This window comes from Halosimplex salinum (genome assembly GCF_003730195.1).
Classification (GTDB): Archaea; Halobacteriota; Halobacteria; order Halobacteriales; family Haloarculaceae; genus Halosimplex; species Halosimplex salinum.
Genome location: NZ_QWGG01000003.1, coordinates 187,430 through 206,076, shown reverse-complemented (window position 1 = coordinate 206,076; position 18,647 = coordinate 187,430). Strand labels below are relative to the sequence as shown.

The 18,647-nt window shown below is 70.5% G+C and carries 17 protein-coding genes; 9 read left to right on the top strand and 8 right to left on the bottom strand.

Going from position 1 to position 18,647, the window contains the following annotated elements; genetic code table 11:
- Positions 1 to 50: 50 nt before the first annotated feature.
- The 3 genes from D1409_RS09360 to D1409_RS09350 form a co-directional block, all read right to left on the bottom strand.
- Positions 51 to 278 carry an H/ACA ribonucleoprotein complex subunit GAR1 gene (locus D1409_RS09360; protein WP_123536395.1) on the bottom strand — a complete coding sequence of 76 codons (228 nt, stop codon included), beginning with the start codon at positions 276 to 278 and terminating at the stop codon, positions 51 to 53.
- 19 nt (positions 279 to 297) lie between these two features.
- Positions 298 to 576 carry a signal recognition particle subunit SRP19 gene (gene srp19, locus D1409_RS09355; RefSeq protein ID WP_123536393.1) on the bottom strand — a complete coding sequence of 93 codons (279 nt, stop codon included), beginning with the start codon at positions 574 to 576 and terminating at the stop codon, positions 298 to 300.
- A gap of 80 nt (positions 577 to 656) precedes the next feature.
- Positions 657 to 1,889: a PGF-CTERM-anchored ABC transporter substrate-binding protein gene (locus tag D1409_RS09350; protein ID WP_123536391.1), complete on the bottom strand. Its 1,233-nt coding sequence runs from the start codon at positions 1,887 to 1,889 to the stop codon at positions 657 to 659.
- A gap of 62 nt (positions 1,890 to 1,951) precedes the next feature.
- Between D1409_RS09350 and btuC the strand changes: the two genes are divergently transcribed.
- The 3 genes from btuC (at position 1,952) to D1409_RS09330 (ending at position 5,306) form a co-directional block, all read left to right on the top strand.
- Positions 1,952 to 3,052 carry a vitamin B12 ABC transporter permease BtuC gene (gene btuC, locus D1409_RS09345; RefSeq protein ID WP_123536389.1) on the top strand — a complete coding sequence of 367 codons (1,101 nt, stop codon included), beginning with the start codon at positions 1,952 to 1,954 and terminating at the stop codon, positions 3,050 to 3,052.
- Positions 3,049 to 4,401, top strand: a complete 1,353-nt coding sequence (locus D1409_RS09340; RefSeq protein ID WP_235853534.1) for an ABC transporter ATP-binding protein — start codon at positions 3,049 to 3,051, stop codon at positions 4,399 to 4,401. The genes btuC and D1409_RS09340 overlap by 4 nt, the downstream gene beginning before the upstream one ends.
- A gap of 80 nt (positions 4,402 to 4,481) precedes the next feature.
- On the top strand, positions 4,482 to 5,306 hold the full coding sequence (locus D1409_RS09330) for a CAP domain-containing protein (RefSeq protein WP_164471619.1): 825 nt from the start codon (positions 4,482 to 4,484) through the stop codon (positions 5,304 to 5,306).
- Between the two features lie 52 nt (positions 5,307 to 5,358).
- Here the strand turns inward: D1409_RS09330 and D1409_RS09325 are convergent, their stop codons facing one another.
- On the bottom strand, positions 5,359 to 5,934 hold the full coding sequence (locus tag D1409_RS09325) for a response regulator (RefSeq protein ID WP_123536384.1): 576 nt from the start codon (positions 5,932 to 5,934) through the stop codon (positions 5,359 to 5,361).
- Between the two features lie 191 nt (positions 5,935 to 6,125).
- Between D1409_RS09325 and D1409_RS09320 the strand changes: the two genes are divergently transcribed.
- Entirely contained in the window at positions 6,126 to 7,073 is a 948-nt protein-coding gene (locus tag D1409_RS09320; RefSeq protein ID WP_123536382.1) for a rhomboid family intramembrane serine protease, read from the top strand.
- Positions 7,073 to 7,948 (top strand): endonuclease V, encoded by an 876-nt coding sequence (locus D1409_RS09315; protein ID WP_123536380.1) that lies wholly within the window; start codon positions 7,073 to 7,075, stop codon positions 7,946 to 7,948. Before D1409_RS09320 ends, D1409_RS09315 begins: the two co-directional genes overlap by 1 nt.
- 14 nt (positions 7,949 to 7,962) lie before the next feature.
- On the opposite strand, the gene D1409_RS09310 is transcribed toward D1409_RS09315, so the two are convergent.
- Positions 7,963 to 8,526 (bottom strand): class I SAM-dependent methyltransferase, encoded by a 564-nt coding sequence (locus D1409_RS09310; RefSeq protein WP_123536377.1) that lies wholly within the window; start codon positions 8,524 to 8,526, stop codon positions 7,963 to 7,965.
- A 138-nt stretch (positions 8,527 to 8,664) separates the two neighbouring features.
- Here D1409_RS09310 and D1409_RS09305 point away from each other — a divergent pair, with 138 nt between their 5' ends.
- The 3 genes from D1409_RS09305 to D1409_RS09295 all read left to right on the top strand — a co-directional run bounded on the left by D1409_RS09305 (position 8,665) and on the right by D1409_RS09295 (position 11,517).
- Positions 8,665 to 9,489, top strand: a complete 825-nt coding sequence (locus D1409_RS09305) for an SDR family oxidoreductase (protein ID WP_123536375.1) — start codon at positions 8,665 to 8,667, stop codon at positions 9,487 to 9,489.
- A 1-nt stretch (position 9,490) separates the two neighbouring features.
- On the top strand, positions 9,491 to 10,822 hold the full coding sequence (locus D1409_RS09300) for a glycerate kinase type-2 family protein (RefSeq protein ID WP_394339029.1): 1,332 nt from the start codon (positions 9,491 to 9,493) through the stop codon (positions 10,820 to 10,822).
- A 65-nt stretch (positions 10,823 to 10,887) separates the two neighbouring features.
- A complete protein-coding gene (locus tag D1409_RS09295; protein WP_123536373.1) occupies positions 10,888 to 11,517 on the top strand; it encodes a DJ-1/PfpI family protein in 630 nt (209 codons plus the stop codon).
- 1 nt (position 11,518) lies between these two features.
- On the opposite strand, the gene D1409_RS09290 is transcribed toward D1409_RS09295, so the two are convergent.
- The 3 genes from D1409_RS09290 to D1409_RS09285 all read right to left on the bottom strand — a co-directional run bounded on the left by D1409_RS09290 (position 11,519) and on the right by D1409_RS09285 (position 16,160).
- A complete protein-coding gene (locus D1409_RS09290) occupies positions 11,519 to 12,583 on the bottom strand; it encodes an ArsA family ATPase (protein WP_123536371.1) in 1,065 nt (354 codons plus the stop codon).
- Positions 12,584 to 13,239: 656 nt separating this feature from the next.
- Positions 13,240 to 13,395: a DUF7563 family protein gene (locus tag D1409_RS25820; RefSeq protein WP_425484368.1), complete on the bottom strand. Its 156-nt coding sequence runs from the start codon at positions 13,393 to 13,395 to the stop codon at positions 13,240 to 13,242.
- Positions 13,396 to 13,598: 203 nt separating this feature from the next.
- Positions 13,599 to 16,160, bottom strand: a complete 2,562-nt coding sequence (locus D1409_RS09285) for an ATP-dependent DNA helicase (RefSeq protein ID WP_235853533.1) — start codon at positions 16,158 to 16,160, stop codon at positions 13,599 to 13,601.
- Between the two features lie 157 nt (positions 16,161 to 16,317).
- On the opposite strand from D1409_RS09285, the gene D1409_RS09280 reads away from it, so the two are divergent.
- On the top strand, positions 16,318 to 18,615 hold the full coding sequence (locus D1409_RS09280; RefSeq protein ID WP_123536369.1) for a PAS domain-containing sensor histidine kinase: 2,298 nt from the start codon (positions 16,318 to 16,320) through the stop codon (positions 18,613 to 18,615).
- Positions 18,616 to 18,647: the final 32 nt, after the last annotated feature.

Below are 18,647 nucleotides of genomic sequence, written 5' to 3'. Positions count from 1 at the left end.
TGAGGGTTACGGCCCGCGAGGTCGGTCCCGCCCGGCAGAGAATCGCTCCCTCACCGCGCGTACAGCGGCGTGCCGACGAGAGCGGGGAGATGCACGTCGTCATCGGTGGTGACGGCCAGGTACGGGCGGTCGACCGGGCCGAACACGTCCACGACGCGGCCCAGGTCGTCGAGGTTCTCGTCGACCACGGGCGTCCCGATGTCGACGTGGTCGTCGTCCGGCGCGCGGACGATGGCGAGGTTCTGTGCGATCCGAACGACTTCGCCGACGCGTTTCACGACTGTCCTCCGGAGCGAGTCATTCGCGGATGACGCCCAGATAGGCGGCGACGGCGCCCAGGAGGTCGCTCTTGCTGGCGTCGTCGGCGTCCTTGACGAGGACGCGCCCGCGAGGTTCGTACTCGCGCGGGTAGGTCATGTCGCGCTCGATGACGGCGTCGTAGCCGACCTGCTGGACGGCCTGGGCTATCTCGTCGACCGTCGGCTCCGGGACCGCAAGATCCGTCGACACGCGACGCCCCTCGCTGCGCGTGCGGGTGGCGTCGAGCGCCGCCGGCCAGATGACGTTCTCGACCATACGCGGCCCTGAGAACCCGCCTACGTAAGGGTCTTTCCGGTCGGCGTCACGCGCGGCGAAAAAAGCGGGTCGCGTCCGTCCTATCGGCGTCGGCGCACGAACAGCGCACCCGCCAGCAGCGCGACCAGCGCGGTCGCGGCCGTGAAGCCGGGGCCGTCGCCGCTGGTGGTCCCCCCTTCAGCGGGCGACTCGGCGCCGTTCTCGGACTCCGCCGTCGGCGTCGCGGTTGCCGTCGAGTCACCGGTTTCGTCGGTCGCCGTCGGCGTCACGTCCTCGGTCCCGCCGGGCACGGGCGTCTCGGTCGGCGTCGGCGTCGTACAGGAGACCGGTTCGGGCGTCTCCACGGCCGAGAAGTCGACGCTCTCGTACGCCTCGGGGTGGAACGCTTCGGCCATCTGCTTGAGCGGCTGGACGTTTCGCGGCCCGTTCTGGCTCATGAAGTTCCGGTCGACCCGGACGAAGTTGCCCTCCTGGACGGCGGTCGACTCGTTGAACGCAGCGGTCTGGGGCACCGTCCCGAACTCGCCGTTCAGGACGAGCCACTCTGGGTCCTCCCGGGCGACGACCTCGTCGCTGAGCTGGCCGTACCCGTTGCTCGTGTTGATCTCGCCCGCGGCGATGTTGTCGCCGCCGGCAGCCTCGATGATCTGTCCGATGAAGGTGTTCTCGCTGGCGGTCCAGCCGCCACCGAGGTGGAAGAACACGTCGGGGTTCTCCTCGTCACCCACGGCGTCGCGGACGGCCTCGACGTGGCCCTGCATCCGGGCGCTCGTCTGTCCCGCCTGGTCGTAGTTGCCGGTGAGCCGTCCGTACAGTTCGATCTTCGAGCTCACGTCCTCGAGGTCGGCGGCGGCCTCGAAGCGATAGACCGTCAGCCCGCTCTCGCGGAGGCTCTGGACGGTCTCGTTCGAGACGACGTTCGGTGCGAGCACGAGGTCGGGTTCGCTCCCGACGACCGCCTCGCCGATGACCGTCCCGTCGTCCTGCACCACGTCGGTCTTCCCGTCGGTGTCGTTCAGGTAGTCCGTGTTGTAGTCCTGCGGCATCCCGACGACCTCGTCCTCGGCACCGATGCTCCAGAGGATCTGGGCCGCGCTCGGCGCGAGCGCGACGAGTCTATCGGGGTCCTCTTCGATCGTCACTTCTGTTCCGGTCGCGTCAGTGCTGGTGACCGGGAAGGTGCAGTGCGAGTCCGCGACGCTCGCGTCCGCACCGATGCCCGATCCACCGCTCGCCGCCGCCGGGGCCGCGACCGCCCCGAACGTGGCGACGAGCACCAGCGCGACTCCGACGACTGCTGTCGCTGTTTTCATGGCGTCTGTGGCTGTGCTTCTTTGCAATAAATATTTACCTACTCCAACCAGACTTGATGAGCATGAACGTCCGGACCAGGGCGGCCGGGTGGTCGGCGGGCCTGACCGGCGTGCTCGTGGCCGTCGTGCTCGTGAGCGCGACCATCGGGCCCGTCACGGTCGCGCTCCCGGTCGTCGCGAAAGCGACGCTCAACGCCGTCGGCGTCCCCACCGGCGTCCGCCTCGCCAGCGGCACCGTCGCCCTGTTCGGCGCGACGCTGTCGGTGCCGGTCCCGGATCTCTCCTACACCTACCTCTTCGCCTTCCCCGTCGAGAGCACGGACGAGACCATCGTGCGGCGGATCCGCCTGCCGCGTATCGTCCTCGGCGCGGCGGTCGGGTTCGCGCTGGCCGCGGCCGGCACCGTGATGCAGGGCTTCTTCCGCAACCCGATGGCCGACCCCTCGATCATCGGCGTCTCCTCGGGCGCAGCGGTCGGCGCCGTCGCCACGATCGCCCTCTCGTTCTCCGGTCCCTTCAGCATCCAGGCCGCCGCGTTCGTCGGCGCCATCGTCGCCGCCTTCGCCGTCTACGTCATCGCCACCGAGGGCGGGCGCACGCCCGTCGCGACGCTCCTGCTCTCGGGCGTGGCGATCCAGACGTTCCTCGGCGCGGTCGTATCCTACCTCCTCCTCCAGGCCGGCGAGAGCCTCGAACAGGCGCTGTACTGGCTGATGGGCCGACTGCACAACGCCGCGTGGTCGGACGTGGCCGTCACCGCCCCGGTCGCGCTGGCCTGTTTCGCGGTCCTCCTGTCCTACACGCGGGACCTGAACGTCCTCCTGCTCGGCGAGGAGGACGCCCATACGCTCGGTATCGAGGTCGAGCGCACCAAGCGGATCCTGCTCGCGGTGTCGAGCGTCGTCACCGCCGCGGCCGTCGCGGTCGCCGGCGCCATCGGGTTCGTCGGTCTCGTCGTCCCGCACATGATGCGCCTCGTCGTCGGCCCCGACCACCGAATCTTGCTCCCGTCGAGCGCCATCGCCGGCGCCGCGTTCCTCGTCGCGACCGACACCGTCGCCCGCGCTGGCCCCGTCGAGGTGCCCGTGGGTATCGTCACGGCCGCGCTCGGCGCGCCCTTCTTCCTCTATCTGCTACGGACCCGGGAGGTGCACTCGCTGTGAGCCTCGACCTTCCCGACCTCCCCGACCCCATCGACGCGCTCGTCGGCGACGGGGCGGACCGCGACACGCCGTCGTCACACGACCGGCCGGCGATGCCTGCGACTGACGGCTCCCTCATCGAGGTCGACGACGTCTCGATGGGATACGACGACGTGACGGTGCTCGACGACGTGTCGCTGTCGGTCGCGGCCGGCGAATTCGTCGGTCTCGTCGGCCCCAACGGCGCGGGGAAGACGACACTGCTGAAGGCGATCAACGGCGTGCTCGCGCCAGCCCGGGGGTCGGTCCGCGTCGCCGACCAACGCGTCGCGGACCTGTCGTCCCGCGCGGCGAGTCGCCGCGTCGCCACGGTGCCACAGGACACGACGGTCGCCTTCGAGTTCACCGTCGAGGATATCGTCGAGATGGGGCGGACGCCGTACCACGGCCGGTTCAGCGGCGACCCGGACGCGGGCGAGGCCGTCGAGCGCGCGCTCGAACGGACGGAGACCGACCAGTTCCGCGACCGCTCGGTCGCCTCGCTCAGCGGCGGCGAGCGCCAGCGGGTGGTCCTCGCCCGCGCGCTCGCCCAGGAGACGCCCGCGCTCGTGCTCGACGAACCGACGGCGAGCCTCGACGTGAACCACCAGGTGCGGACGCTCGAACTCGTCCGCGACCTGGTGGACTCCGAGGGGAAGGCGGCGCTGGCGGCCATCCACGACCTCGACCTGGCGGCGCGCTTCTGTGACCGCCTCGCCGTCCTCGCCGACGGCGACCTGCTCGCGGTCGGCCCGCCCGAGGAAGTCTTGACCGCCGAGCACGTCGGGACCGCCTTCGATACCGACGCCGCGGTCCTGCCCAACCCGGTGACGGGGACGCCGGCGGTGACGCCCCTGTCGGAACCAGGTGAGTTCGACGCGACCGTCCACGTCGTCGGGACGGGTGAGCGGACCGCCCGGACCGTCGCGGCGCTGTCGTCGGCCGGTGCGCGAGTCACGGTCGGCGCCGTCCCCGCTGGGGACGTGGCTGCCGCGACCGCCCGGGAGGTCGCCGCCGAGACGGTGACGGCCCCGGCCTTCACGACGCTCGACGCCGAGCGAGAGGCCGAGGCCCGGGATCTGCTCGTCGCGGCCGACGCGGCGGTCGTCGTCGAGCCAGTCCCCGCCGCGCTCCGTGCGCTCGTCCGTGACCACGACGCGCTCGTCCGGATCGAGGACCCGGACGACGGCCCGCGGGGGAACGAGAAGCGGTCTGGCGCCGACCGGAGCCGCGGGGACGGGGCGGTCGACGCCGCCGAGGCCGCCACCCCGGAGACAGTCGTCGCGGGCGTTCGGCGCGCGCTCGACAACCCCGTCGCGGCCGACGACTGAGGCCGTCAGGTCGGCGCCGCCGTGCGTCGCGGTACCGACTGGGTCACAACAGTTATTGGCGGGCGAACTGACAGCCGAGTATGGTCGACGTGAACAGGCCGACGCTGCTGGTCGCGGGGGGCGGCGTCGTCGCGCTGGTCGTCGTCGCGGTGCTGGTGGGGGCCGCACTGAGCCAGCCGAACGCGCCGGTGACCGGGGACGACCCCGACGTGACGGACGTCAGGGCGACGGACTTGCCGACGCTCGAACCGACGCCGGAGGGCTCGGCGACGACGACGCCGGAGGGGGGCGCTATCGACGGGACACCGACGGCGACGCCGACGCCGTATCCGACGTTGACACCGACGGCGACGCCGACACCGACGCCGACGGCGACGCCGGCGCTGACCGACGTCCCGGTCGACACGTTCGACGAACACGAGATCGAACGCCACGTCGGCGAGTACCTCAACGAGCGCCGACGGGCCGTGGGGCTCTCGACGCTCTCGATCGACGGCGGGGGCGTCGAACCGATCGTCGAGATGGCGCGGACCCACAGCGTCGACATGGCCGACGCGGGGAAGGCGATCCATCGGATCGACGGGCGGGACAGCGCCGACCGCTACCGCGACAACGACCTGTACGAGCGCTGCCGGTGGCCCGCCGCCGAGAGCGACACGCTCGTGACCGCCGACGACAACGCGCTCGAGGCCGTCGGACGGACGGTCGCCGGCGAACCTTACTACGAGGAGGGCGACCGGAAGTTCAACGGGAACGAGCGAGCAGTCGCGGAGTCGCTCGTCGACACGTGGTGGAACTCCTCGACCTACAACCCGCGACTGACGCGTCAGAACGCCAGCCGAGTCGGCGTCGGAGTCGACATCACCCGCCGCGGCGACGTGTTCGCCACTGCGGACTTCTGCTGACCGGGCACGTCGGGGTACCTCGCCGTAGAATCGTTCGGTGCGCGCTCGGAACTCACTCGGCGTGGCGGCTGATCTCGTTGAACGCCGCCTCGAAGTCGTCGAACTCCGAGAGCGCGTCGTCCATCTCCACGCGCAACTGCTCGGCGCGCTGGCGCAGGCCCGTGACCTCGTCACTGGCGTCGAGTTCCGTCTCGGTCTTCTCGGCCTCGAGGAGGGCGATCTTCGAGGTGACCTCGAGGTACTCGGTGAGCCTGTCGTCGTAGCGACTCGCGGCGAGTTGCTGTTCGATGGCGGCGACCAGATCTTCCTTCTGGACGGGTTTGCAGAGGTAGTCGTCGAACGGCATGTCGACGATGTCGAAGTCCGGGTCGACGGCGGTGATCATGATGACCCGGGTGTCCAGGCCACGGTCGCGGATCGTCGAGAGCACCTCGTCGCCCGACACCTGCGGCATCCGCCTGTCGAGCAACACCACGTCGACGGTCTCGTCGACGGCGTCGAGCGCCTCCTCACCGCCGTAGGCCGTCACCGCGTCGTAATCGTCGCGGAGTCGGAGCGCGTACACGTCGGCGACCTCCGCCTCGTCGTCGACGATCAGGACCCGCGGCTCGGTACTCGTCTCGTTCACAGCGCGATACCACGCGACGATGCTATGTAAGTTCGTGGGTGCCGGCCAGCCTCCGGCGGATACGTGCCGTATTCGGGCGTTCCGCGCGCCGAACGGGTTCGGTAGGCCCGAACGCGATCCCGGCGTGTTCGAACCCGATCTCGGTGGGCCCAAACACAATCCCTTTGCCGGTACCCTCCCAAACTCGGGCAATGTCGAGGTGCGACGAGTGCGGCAAACAGGAGAACATGCCGTACCAGTGTCGTCACTGCGGCGGCACGTTCTGTGCGGAACATCGCCTCCCCGAGAACCACGGGTGCCCGGGGCTGGACAACTGGGAAGACCCCGGCGGCGTCTTCGATAGCGGCTTCGACGACAGCGTCGCCGAGGACGACCGGGGCGGGATCGCGTCGAGACTCGGCGTCGACACCGGCCCCGGCAGCCTGTTCGGGTACTTCCGGGGGAACATGACCTACGTCTTCCTCGCGGCGATGTGGGTCACGTTCCTCCTCCAGCACGTCGCCCTCCTCGCCGTGTCGGAGGGGTTCCACAACACGCTGTTCGTCCTCCGGCCGAGCCACCCGCAGTACGTCTGGACGTGGTTCACCTCCGTCTTCTCCCACGCGCCGTTTTCGCTGTTCCACATCGGGATCAACAGCATCGTGATCTACTTCTTCGGCCGCATCGTCGAGGACTACGTCGGGTCGCGGGAGTTCACGCTCCTCTTCCTCGGGAGCGGCGCGCTCGCCGGACTCGGGCAGGTCGGCTTCCAGATCCTCCAGAACGGCGGGATCCCGCAGGTCGCCCCCGGCGTGCTCGGCGCCAGCGGCGCCGGCCTCGCGATCATGGGCGTGCTCACCGTCCTGAACCCGAACCTCCGGGTGTACCTCTACTTCATCCTCCCGGTGCCGCTGTGGCTGCTGACGGCCGGGTACACGGGCTGGACGGTCTTCCAGATCCTCACGACCGGCATCGGTGCCGGCGGTACCGCGCAGCTGGCTCACCTCCTCGGCCTGGGGATCGGCCTGCTGTACGGCAAGCACGTCGAGGGCCGGCAGCGCGTCCCCGACCACCTCCAGTTCGGTGCCGGCGGCCGCGGCCCCGGCGGTCCGGGCGGTCCGGGCGGTCCGGGCGGCCCCGGCGGCCGCGGCCCGTTCTGATGGACGTCGTCCGCCCCGAGTTCGTCCCCGACGCCTCCCTCTCCCGCGAGGACATGGAGGCGCTCCAGCGCGAGATCGCCGAGACCGCCGTCTTCGCGAACGACCTCCCGTTCGACCCCGCGACGGTCTGCCGTGACGGTGACGCCGAGACAGTGACCGACGCCGGCCAGACCAGCCTGGACGCGCTCGGGGACGCGGTCGGCGGCGACGAGGGCGACGGCACCGAGTCTATGGACGCCGAGAGCACAGATCCGCCGCTGGTCGCGGGCGTCGATCAGGCGTTCGTCGACGACCACGCCGTCAGCGCTATCGTCCTCCTGCGCGGCGGCGAGGTCGTCGAACGCGCCTACGCCGTCGAACCCGTCGAGATCCCCTACATCCCCGGCCTCCTGAGCTTCCGGGAGGGGACGGCTATTCTCTCAGCGTTCGAGTTGCTCTCCCGCGATCCCGACCTCGCACTCCTGGACGGGAGCGGGCGCATCCACTTCCGTGAGGCCGGCATCGCGACCCACGTCGGCGTCACGCTCGACCTGCCGACGGTCGGCGTCGCCAAGAGCCTGCTCTGTGGCACTCCGCGAGAGTCGCTCGACCGGAAACTCCTGGCGGGCGCCCGCGTCGCCGTCGAGGCCGACGCGGACGTGGAGACCGCAGCGCCCGGGACGCACATCGGCGACGCCGTCCAGACCCGGCAGTTCGAGAACTCTGAGCGGTACATCAACCCGCTGATCGTCAGCCCCGGCCACCGGGTGAGCGCCGACACGGCCAGCGACGTCGCGCTCGCCTGTGCGGCCGGGTACAAACTCCCGGAACCGACGCGGCTGGCCGACCAGTACGCCGACGACGTGAAAGCCGAGGTCCGCGAGGAACTGTCGTAAGCCGTCTCTCTGAGCTACTCGCCGTCTAGCGTCGCGACCAGCAGGAACGTGTCCGAACGGGTCGCGCGGAACGCGACGGAGAAGCCGGCCTCGCGGAGGGCCGCGGCGGCGTGGTCGGCGTCGTATCGTTCCTCCACCGGCGGGCCGCTCTCGCCGGGACCGTCGGCGGTCCAGTCGACGATTACGAACCGGCCGCCCGCACGGAGGACGCGGGCGACTTCTTCGACCGCCGCGCCGGGGAGTTCGTGGTAGGTCATCGTCGCGAACGCGGCGTCCATCGATCTGTCGTCGAAGGGCAACTCGTCCGCACCGCTGGTGACGAGTTCGACGTTGTCCGGGACGCCCTTCTCGCGGTAGCGGTCGTGCATCGCCGCCTGCACGTCGACGGCGTACACCTCGTCGACGTGGGGCGCGACGTCGTCGGTGAAGAATCCGGTTCCGCTGCCGAGGTCGACGACGCTGTCCGTCGGGTCGGGGTCTATCGCCCAGTGCAGTTCCTCGGCCGAGCAGTGGCGATAGCGCATCGTCGCGTCCTCCAGTTTGTCCGCGTCCGCCGCGGGGAACGTGTGGTGACCCATCGTCATCCAATAGCGGTCGCGACGGGAAATAGGTCGCGTGTGCCTCGCCGGTGGTTCGGTCGCGCGTGCCTCGACCGGTCGCGGGGTCGAGCGCGTGAACGGCGGAGACTTAACTGGTGGGCGTTCGTCGTCGGGGACATGACGAAGACGGCGCTGATAACGGGGTCCTCGTCCGGCATCGGGCGTGCGACCGCCGTCGACTTCCTGCGGCGGGAGTGGACGGTGTACGCGACGGCCAGGGACACCGACGACGTGGCGGACCTCGACGAAGCGGGGTGTGAGACGGCCGAACTCGACGTGACGAGCGACGCCGACGTCGAGCGGGTCGTCGAGCGGGTCGTCTCGGAGACCGGTCGCATCGACTGTCTGGTCAACAACGCGGGCTACGCCCAGTACGGCCCGACCGAGGACGTCCCGGTCGACGCCCTCCACGACCAGTTCGACGTGAACGTCTACGGGCCACATCGGCTCACGCGGGCGGTCCTCCCGCACATGCGTGAGCGCGAGCAGGGGACGGTCGTCAACGTCTCCAGCGTCCAGGGCCGGGTCGCCAGCGGCGGCACCGGCGCGTACAGCGGGTCGAAACACGCCCTCGAAGCGATGAGCGACGCGCTCCGGCAGGAGGTCGAGGACCACGGGGTCGACGTGGTGGTCGTCGAACCGGGACCCGTCGCGACGCGGTTCGGCGCGCGCGCCGAGTCGGAGTTCGACCGGCTGGAGCGCTCGGGTGCGTACGAGGGCCTCTACGCGGTCCAGGAGGACACGAACGTGCTGGGGAGCGGCGGCGACTTCGGCGTCCACCCCTCCGAAGTCGCGGCGGTGATCGCCGACGCGGCCTGCGCGTCGGATCCGAATCCCCGCTACCCGGTCGGGACGCTCGCGAGCGTCATGATCGCGACGCGGCACCTTCCCGACCGCTGGCGCGACGCCGCCTACCGACTCGTGCGGTGGGTCGTGACCTGACGTGCCCGCAGTGGGCAACCGCGCCGAACTGGCTCGAACCGGCGCGCACGAGGTCGTCCTCGACTGCCTCGAAGCCGGGATCGCCGTCGCCCGGCCCGAGCGCGTCCTGACCGACGCGCTCGCGCTGTCGGGCGACCAGTTGCGGATCGCCGGCGACGTGTACGACCTCGAGGCGTTCGACCAGATCGTCGTCCTCGGCGGCGGGAAGGCGGCCGGACAGGTCGCCGCTGCCCTCGAATCCCTGCTCGGGGACGCCGTCGACGGCGGGTGCGTCGTCACCGACGACCCGGTCGAGACCGAGCGCGTCGACGTGGTCGAGGGGGCACACCCGGTGCCTGACGAGGCCGGAGCGAAGGGCGCCCGCGAAGTTCGAGCACGGGCCGAGTCGGCCGACGACCGGACGCTCGTCTTCGCCGTCGTCACCGGCGGCGGGAGCGCGCTCCTCCCGGCACCGGCCGACGACCTCTCGCTGCGAGATCTATGCGAGACGACCGACGCGCTCCTCGAAGCGGGCGCGGATATCGGCGAGATCAACGCCGTCCGCAAGCACTGCTCAGCCATCAAGGGCGGGCGGCTCGCCGCGGCGGCCGCGCCGGCGACGGTCGTGACGCTCGCCTTCAGCGACGTGGTCGGCGACGACCTCGGCGTGATCGCCAGCGGTCCCACCGCACCCGATCCGACCACTTACGCCGACGCGCTGGCCGTCCTCGACCGCTACGACCTCGACGTGCCCGCGGCGGTCCGCTCGTCCCTCGAATCGGGCGCGGCCGGCGACCGCGAGGAGACACCTGATTCCGAGGCGGACTTCGAACACGTGCGCTATCACGTCCTCGCGGACGCGTGGACGGCACTCGACGCCGCTCGCGCGGTGGCCGAGGAGGCCGGCTACCAGACGGTCGTCCTCTCCTCGCGGGTCCGCGGCGAAGCGCGCGAGCAGGGACTCGCGCACGCCGCCGTCGCGGAGGAGATCGCGGCGACCGGAAACCCCACCGAACCGCCCGCAGTCGTCCTCTCCGGCGGCGAGACGACGGTGACCGTCCGCGGCGACGGCTCGGGCGGCCCGAACCAGGAGTTCGCGCTCCGCGCGGCGCTGGAACTCCCCGCAGGCGCGGTGCTCGGTGCGGTCGACACGGACGGTCGCGACGGCGGGACCGACGCGGCGGGGGCGCTCGTCGACGGCGAGACGATCGGCGATTCGGCCGACGCGTCGGCCGCACGCGACGCGCTCGCCGACAACGACGCCGAACCGTTCCTCGCCGGCCGGGACGCGCTCGTTCGGACCGGTCGGACCGGGACGAACGTGAACGACCTGCGCGCGTTGCTCGTGCAGTGACGGACGCCCGGGGACTCTCCCACTGGCCGATAGCTTTTCGCCCGTCTCGCGGGTAGAACCGAGCGATGAGTGACTCAGCTTCGCTCGGCATCCTCGCCTTCGAGGGGTTCGAGGAGCTCGACGCCGTCGGTCCCTACGAGGTGTTCCAGAACGCCCGCGCCGCGGGTGCGAACTGGACGGTCGAGATGCTCGCGACGGACGAGACCGACCGGGTCACCGCCGCCTACGACCTCCGCGTCGAACCGGACGGCGTCCTCGCCCCCGACGCCGGCCTCGACTACCTCGTCGTTCCGGGCGGGGGCTGGAACGACGGCGGCGAGGGGGGCGCGGAGGCGGCGGGCGCCCGCGCGCTGGCAGGCGACGAGGCCGTTCTCGACACCATCCGAGCGCTTCACGAGGACGGGACGACGCTCCTCTCGGTCTGTACCGGCGCGATGGTCCTCTCGGCGGCGGGCCTGCTCGACGGTCGGCCCGCCGTCACGCACCGGAGCGCGCTCGACGACCTGCGCGGGACCGACGCCGAGGTGGTCGACGCCAGGGTCGTGGACGACGGCGACGTGGTGACTGCCGGCGGGATAACGGCGGGCATCGACGCGGCGCTGTGGCTGGTCGAGCGCGAGTGGGGCCACGAAGTCGCTTCCGACGTCGAAGACACGATGGAGTACGAGCGCAGTACCGACGTGTACCGCGGCTGACCTACTCCTCCAGACACGCCGCGACCAGGCGGAGCGCGCGTTCTCCGTGCAGTTCGTCGGCGAACAGCGGCACGCGGCGCACGTCGTGCCCGCGGAAGACGTCCTGCGACCGCGAGAGCGCCTCGCGCTGGACGGACCACCGCCGCTGACAGAACTCGCAGTCGTCCAGGTCCGGCGAGACGAACCAGTCGGCGTCCACGTCGGCCACGTCGGTGAGGTCCTGCATCACCCGGTTCACGACGACGGTCCCGACGGGCACGTCGAACTCGTCGAGTCGCGCGAGCAGGCGCTCCGACTCCAGCACGGAGAGTTCTTCGGGCACCATCACGACGCGGAAGTCGGTCTGGGTCGGGTCCTGCAGGACCGACCGCAACTGCTCGATCCGGTCGCTCAGCACGCGCAGGTCGTCGAGCCCCTCCTCCGGGTCGACCTCCTCGTCGCCGCCCATCATGTTCGTGATGTTGTCCATCATCCCGCCCATCCGCTCGCGCAGGGAGAGGATCTTGCCGACCATCGAGTCCATCACGTCGGGGAGTTCGAGCAGGCGGAGGGTGTGGCCCGTCGGCGCGGTGTCGACGACGACGCGGTCGAACCGCGGGTCGTCCATGTAGCGGATGAGCAGGCGGATGGCGGCGGCCTCGTCCGCGCCGGGCATCGACCCGCCCAGCGGGTCGACCATCTCGTCGTCGTCGCCGCCGAGCATCCCGCCCAGACCGCCCAGCGCACCGCCCGCACCACCGACGCCGCCGCCCTCGGCGAACGGGCCGTCCTCCAGCGCCGCCTCGGGGTCGATCTCGGCGGCGTAGAGGGGGATGTCCTCGCGGATACGCGCGGGTTCGGCCGGGATATCGGACTCCAGCGTGTCCGAGAGGGAGTGAGCGGGGTCGGTGGAGACGACGAGCGTCGCGGTGTCGTCGCGGGCGCTCGCGAGCGCCGTCGCGGCGGCCATCGTCGTCTTGCCGACGCCGCCTTTCCCCCCGTAGAGGACGTACTCCGGGGCGTCGACGCCCATCGGCACCGCGTCGTCGTCGATCTCCTCGACCGCCTCGACGTCGATCTCGCTCATACTCTCAGTTCCCGTCGCGCGACGGAAAACGTCACCTTTTCGCGGACCGGTCTGCCCGACTCGTGGGCGACTGCTCGGAGGACCGACCGAATAGCCCGCGGTAGCGCGCGCTGTCGCGGCGTTCATGCCGCGACGTAGCCGCGCGAGGTCTTCGCGAGTGAAACGAGCGAAGGCTCGGAAGACGACCGGAGGGAGTCATCAGGTGGATGAGAGAGGGAGCGTAGCGACCGAGCGAATCGGCTGGGGAGGCGTGAGGCGCGGTGCTGTGCGTTGCTTTCCCGGTCCCTGGCGGACTGAAAGGGCGAGGCGCGCTCGCGGGGCGCAGCCCCGTGGTCGCTGAGCGGGCACTATCCGACCGAAGGGAGGATATCCCGGTTCAGCGACCGCGAGAGCGAGGCGCGACCACCGGGAGCGCCTCGACACGCGAACAGCGACCGAAGGGTGCCGTGAGCGAGTGGGGCGAGGGCTTTCGGCACCCGCTGTCTCTTTCGGTCGATCCAGTTCCTAGCGAGCGGGTCGAGGCCTTTCAGTCCCAGCAGATCCGGATCGTTCCAGCAGGATTTCATATTACTCACGCAGTCGCCACTACCCGAGGTCGAACAGCAAAGGATCGACCGTCCCCCCGGACGGCCGGCACGAGCGGCTAGGCGTGATGCCTATGACCGCGACGACCGAGCCTCGCGCACCTCGGCTCCGTCGCGGAGTTTGTCTTCGCAGAACGGACAGACTCGGGGGCCGGTGTGACCGTCGGGCGTGAATACGCGTACGTACGCCTCTGTCACGAACGACCCACAGTTCTGACACTCTGGCATCCCTTGACTAACAGTGATCCTCCGGCATATGCTTTCCGGCCGTGGATGGCGGTATACACCGATTAACTCCCCTCCAACCGTTCGAAACAGTCGGCTGCACCGGGGTATATCGGTGCTACCCGTCGGCGGACTGAGACGACCCGGCCCAGCGGCGCGAATCGACGCGACCGCGCCGCCGTACCGTGGTATCGACTAGCACGATTTTACTGCGCCCGGTCGCTCCAGAACCGCTCCAGTTTCCCGTCGAGGAACTCCGCGGTCATCCGCACGAACTCCTCGCGTTCCGCGGGCGAGAGGTACTCGTGGACGGAGTGGCGGGTCCCCTCCGTGTATCGCCGGTCGGCGAAGACGCGGACGCCCACCTCGTCGGTGCCGCGGATGACGCGTCCGATGGCCTGCCGGGCGCGCCGGACCGCGGGGACAGTCAGGGCGTACTCGAAGGCGTTGTCCTCGCCGAACTCGTCGGCGTAGGCGCGACGGACCGCCTGTACACGTGGTGATCCGACGTTGACGAGCGGGACGCCGATCACGAGCGCCGCCGCCAGCTTCTCGCCGTCGTAGTCGACGCCCTCCGTGAGCGTCCCGCGCGTGCTCGTCACGAGAACCTTCCCGTCGCCGGCGAAGAACTCGGCCTTGAGCTCCTCGGTGGCCTCGTTGCTCGAACTCTCGTCGACGAGGACGGGCTTGTCGACGGCGCCGTCGAGGTAGGCACCGGCCCACTCCGCTTCCCGGTAGTTGGGCATCGCCACGAGGACGTTCCCCGGCGAGCGCGCGACCGACCGCAGGACGTGAGCGTACTCGTCGCGCGTCTCGTTCCAGCCGTCGCCCAGCGGGTCCATGTCGCCCGGGTTCCCGCGGTTGCGCGCGGTGAACGGCCGGGCGTCGATCGTCCAGCTAGCGCGGTTCTCCGCCGGGAATCGCAGGGGGTAGCTGTCGGCCTTCACCGGGCGGCCGTGGTCACCCTCGTCGGGGGTCGGTCCCGGGTCCGGGTCGCCGTCGCGGAGCGATTCGAGCCCGGAGACCTCGGTGAACACGTCGAGCGGCGAGAGCGTCGCGCTCATGAGGACGCCCCCGCCCAGCGAGTCGAATATCTCCTTCAGGGACTCGCTGGGCATGCAGTCGAAGAGGACGAGCCCGGGGGTGTAGACGCGCTGGTAGCCCTCGTCGACGGCGTCGGCCGCCTGTCCCGTCTTGGGGGAGTGTTCGAGTTCGATCTCCCGCAGGTAGCGGTCGTGGTCGCGCTCCCACCAGCGGGTCATGACCACGCCGACCGCGGCACACACCGGCGAGCGCGTCAGCCCGAGGCCGTCGATGGCGTCCTCGACGGCCGCGCCGACGGTGGCGAGGGTCCGCCACGTGTCTCCGTCGTACCCCTGCCGTTCGGCCCAGCGCGTGAGTTCGTCGGGTTTCGGTTCGTCCGGATCCCGGAGGGGTATCTCCACGTCGCGGGCGGGGACGCTCTCTGCCGGGTCGCCGACGCGCCAGTCGCGCTCGAACTCCTCGTCGAGGTAGCGCTCGACGCGCTCGTCCAGCCAGTCGATCAGGTCGTCGTAGAACGCCCGCGCCTGGTCGAGCGCGGAGAGGGGCACGTCGTGACTGGCGAGGCGGTCCTCGACCTGCCGCTTGCGGTCCCGGCTCTCCCGGGCACGCGTGAGTAGCTGGTTGCAGTCGTTGCGCGCTCGCTTGATCGTCGACCGACCCACCCGGTCGGAGAGGAGGTCGCGCACGCGCTCCTCCAGCCTGTGGGCCTCGTCGACGACGAGGAAGGTCGAGGAGTCGAGCGCGGCGGCGACGAGCGGGCGCGACCCGGGGTCGAACACGTGGTTGTAGTTGCCGACGATCACGTCGGCGTGTTCGAGCATGACGCCCATCACCCGGTGTGGACAGGTGCCGCGCTCGACGCTGGCCGGTAAGTAGTCGTCGGCCGTCACGACCCGGTTCTCGCCGGCCGAGAAGTCGACGGGCGAGCCCTTGTTGCGGGCGAACCAGTCGGCCTCGAACGGGCAGTACAGAGGGTCGTCGTCGCCCGAGGTCATCCCCTCGGGCGCGCTGGGCTGGCTCCGCGGGTAGGGCGACTCGGCGCCCCCGGTTTCGAGTGCGCTGTCGAAGGTGCGGTAGGTGTCGGCGTCCATGCGCGCTTCGCGGACCAGGTCGCTCGCGACCTCGGGGTCCCACCAGACGTCTTCGGGGTCGGATTCGAGCGACGCGTCGGCCGCGGGCGCGTCCTCCGAGCGGCGGTCGGCCTCGACGAGGTTCGCCGTCGACTCGCGCAGGTCCTCACAGCGGTCGTGGGTCGAGGCGTCGTCCGGGAACGCGCCCTCGCGCCCGTACGGACAGAGGTCGCGCTTGCCGACGAGCGCGACGCCGTCGAGCGGGTCCGGTGCGTCGGGGTCCGCGGCGAGTCGGCCGTTCATCGCCCGGAGGTCCTCGACGAACTGGATGCGCTGCTGTTTGACCGGCGTGACGACCATCACGCGGTCGTACTTCCGCGTCGTCCGCACGAGCGTCGCGCCGGCGGTCAGCGCGGCCATCGTCTTGCCGGTCCCGCAGGGCCCCTCCATGGCGAAGTAGCCGCCCTGCTGGCCGACGTCGATCGCCGTTTCGATCGCGTCGGTCTGGCTCTCGTAGGGCTCGTCGAAGCCGAACACGTCTCGCCAGGCGGTCTCGGGGTCGCCGCTCGGGAACGCCGCCTCGGCGTCGCCCGGTTCGGCGCCGCTCGTCGACCCGCTCCCGGCCTCGCCGCTCTCGGTCCGGTCTTCGGCCATCGTGGATCTCTGTGTCGTCCTCGCGTATGAACGCACGGATGCCGTCCGGCCGCCTCCACGGGACACTTATGGTCCTGGAGACAGAGAATCCGCCATCGACGGCCGACGGAACGTGTGTTGGGGTACGTGACGCGGGCCGACGCGCTGGGGACCACAGATGACTGGATCGGACGACGAGGCGGACGACGACTCGGACGAGAGCGACGGATCCGGCGTACGGATCTGCCACTTCGACCCGGACGAGACGGTTCTCTCGCGACTGAGCGAGTTCGTCGACCGGACGGACGACGACGTGACTTACGAGGGGACCAGTGACGTCGACCGGACCGACGAGTGGCTGGACGCCGGCGACTTCGACGTCTTCGTGATCGAGCCCAACGCCGAGGCCGACGTGGCCGCGCTCCTGGACGGCGCCGACGCGCCCGTCGCCCTCTACACGAGCGTCGACCCGACGGACCTCGACCCGGCGGTGTCCGGGGCGGCCGACACGCTGATAGAGAAGTGGACCGCCGAGGAGGGGCTGGAGTTCGTCCTCGAGAAACTGCTCGGGACGACCAGAGCGGCCGGCACCTCCGGGTCGCGGTTCACCCGCGCGTTCGAGCGCGTCGACCCGGAGACCCAGTCGTCCAGTTGCTACCTCGTCTACGCCGACGGGACGGTCATGTGGGAGACGACGCCGCTCCGGGACCTCTTCGAGGACCGGGGCGTGACGGTCTCGATCCCGGAGACGCCGAACTTCTACAAGCAGCTCTCGGCGGCGCTGTCACACGACCCCGGGGCGATCCGGACGATCCGCGGCCCCGAGGTCCCCGCGGAGCCGACCCGCTTTACCCTCCCGACGGCCGACGGCGAGGCCTCCTTCCGGTACAGCGAACACGAGTTCCCCGAGACGGTCGGCCCGCTCAGGCTGGTCGTCGTCGAGGACGTGACCTGGTCGGCGCGGTCGGACGCGCGGTTCGAACTCCTCGACCTCCTCGACCGGCACGTCCAGGACGGTATCTCCGTGGTCGACGCCAACGGTCGCGTCGAGTACCACAACGAGTCGTTCGCGGACCTACTCGGTCACGAGGACATGGTCGACGAGCACACGGCGACGTTCATGACCGAGGGACAGCTCCAGGCCGGGCAGCGGACGCTGCAGAAGCTGCGCAACACCGACCGGGACAGCGCGGTCATCGACATGACCTTCGAGACGGCCGACGGCGAGGAGCGGACCCTGGCCGTCCACTTCTCGGTTCGCGGCGACGAGGAGTACGAGGGGCTGGTCAACGTCGCCCGCGACGTGACCGACCGCCGCGACCGGGAGCGCACGCTCGAACAGTACCGCCGACTCGTCGAGAGCGCCGGCGACCCGATGTACGTCGTCGACGGCGAGTGCCGTATCGAGATCTGCAACGACGCGATGGCCGGACTGTTCGACCGCTCCGTCGACTCGCTGCACGGTACCTCCCTGCCAGACCTCCTCCCCGACGAGGCGATCGACCGCATCGACGAGGCGCTCGACGACGCGACCGACCCCGGCGAGAGCGAAATCTGCGAGTTCGACCTCCCCACCGACGACGGCGTCAGACAGTTCGAAGCGACCGTCGCGGGCCTGGGCGCGGCCGACGACGCGGACGGCTCCGTCGGGATCCTCCACGAAGTCACCGAGCGCGAGCGGCGCGAGAGCGAACTCGACCTGCTCAAGCAGGTGCTCACGCGCGTCCTCAGACACGACGTGCGGACCGGCCTGACCGTCGTCCGCGGGCAGGCCGAGGTCCTCGCCGAACGCACGACCGGCGAGGAGCGTCGGATGGCCGAGACCATCGTCGACCGGAGCGAGGAGCTCGTCGGTACCGCGGAGAAGGCCAGGGCGATCGAACGCGTCATCGAGAGCGACGAGGGACGAGTCACGCTCGACCTGCGCTCGGTCGTCAACCGGTGTGTCGCCAACGTGTCCGCGGCCCACTCCGAGGCCGCCTACGACGTGCAGATCACCGAACAGGTGCCCGTTCGCGTCCACCGCGCGTTCCCCTACGCCGTCGAGAACCTGATCGAGAACGCGGTGGAGCACGGATGCGTCGCCGACGCTCCGGAGGACACCGCCGGAGCACACCCCGGCGACTCGTCGGTCGCCGACGCTCCCGACGACACCGCGGAGCAGCGCTCTGCTCCGACGGCTCGTCGGGAGTCCGACGAGGCGACGGGCGCGTCCTCGGTGGCGGTCTCGGCGACGCGGGACGACGACACCGTCCTCCTGCGCATCACAGACGACGGGCCCGGTATCTCGCAGGCCGAACTCGACGTGCTCGCCGACCGCGAGGAGACGCCGCTCAAGCACGGCACGGGCGTCGGTCTCTGGCTCGTCTCCTGGGTCGTCGAGCGCTCGGGCGGCGAACTGGACTTCGACACCGGCGCCGACGGGACGACCGTCACCGTCCGCCTCGACGCCGGCGACCCCGAGGACGCGACCTGACCGCGGTCCCCGGTCTTTTTCGTCGGGCGACG

Bases quoted from the DNA above. Each gene is read 5' to 3' on its own strand.
- srp19 (WP_123536393.1), bottom strand. From the start codon at position 576: ATGGTCGAGAACGTCATCTGGCCGGCGGCGCTCGACGCCACCCGCACG.
- D1409_RS09290 (WP_123536371.1), bottom strand. From the start codon at position 12,583: ATGAGCGAGATCGACGTCGAGGCGGTCGAGGAGATCGACGACGACGCG.
- D1409_RS09330 (WP_164471619.1), top strand. From the start codon at position 4,482: ATGGTCGACGTGAACAGGCCGACGCTGCTGGTCGCGGGGGGCGGCGTC.
- D1409_RS09310 (WP_123536377.1), bottom strand. From the start codon at position 8,526: ATGGGTCACCACACGTTCCCCGCGGCGGACGCGGACAAACTGGAGGAC.
- D1409_RS25820 (WP_425484368.1), bottom strand. From the start codon at position 13,395: ATGCCAGAGTGTCAGAACTGTGGGTCGTTCGTGACAGAGGCGTACGTA.
- D1409_RS09305 (WP_123536375.1), top strand. From the start codon at position 8,665: ATGACGAAGACGGCGCTGATAACGGGGTCCTCGTCCGGCATCGGGCGT.
- D1409_RS09295 (WP_123536373.1), top strand. From the start codon at position 10,888: ATGAGTGACTCAGCTTCGCTCGGCATCCTCGCCTTCGAGGGGTTCGAG.
- D1409_RS09315 (WP_123536380.1), top strand. From the start codon at position 7,073: ATGGACGTCGTCCGCCCCGAGTTCGTCCCCGACGCCTCCCTCTCCCGC.
- D1409_RS09320 (WP_123536382.1), top strand. From the start codon at position 6,126: ATGTCGAGGTGCGACGAGTGCGGCAAACAGGAGAACATGCCGTACCAG.
- D1409_RS09350 (WP_123536391.1), bottom strand. From the start codon at position 1,889: ATGAAAACAGCGACAGCAGTCGTCGGAGTCGCGCTGGTGCTCGTCGCC.
- btuC (WP_123536389.1), top strand. From the start codon at position 1,952: ATGAACGTCCGGACCAGGGCGGCCGGGTGGTCGGCGGGCCTGACCGGC.
- D1409_RS09285 (WP_235853533.1), bottom strand. From the start codon at position 16,160: ATGGCCGAAGACCGGACCGAGAGCGGCGAGGCCGGGAGCGGGTCGACG.
- D1409_RS09280 (WP_123536369.1), top strand. From the start codon at position 16,318: ATGACTGGATCGGACGACGAGGCGGACGACGACTCGGACGAGAGCGAC.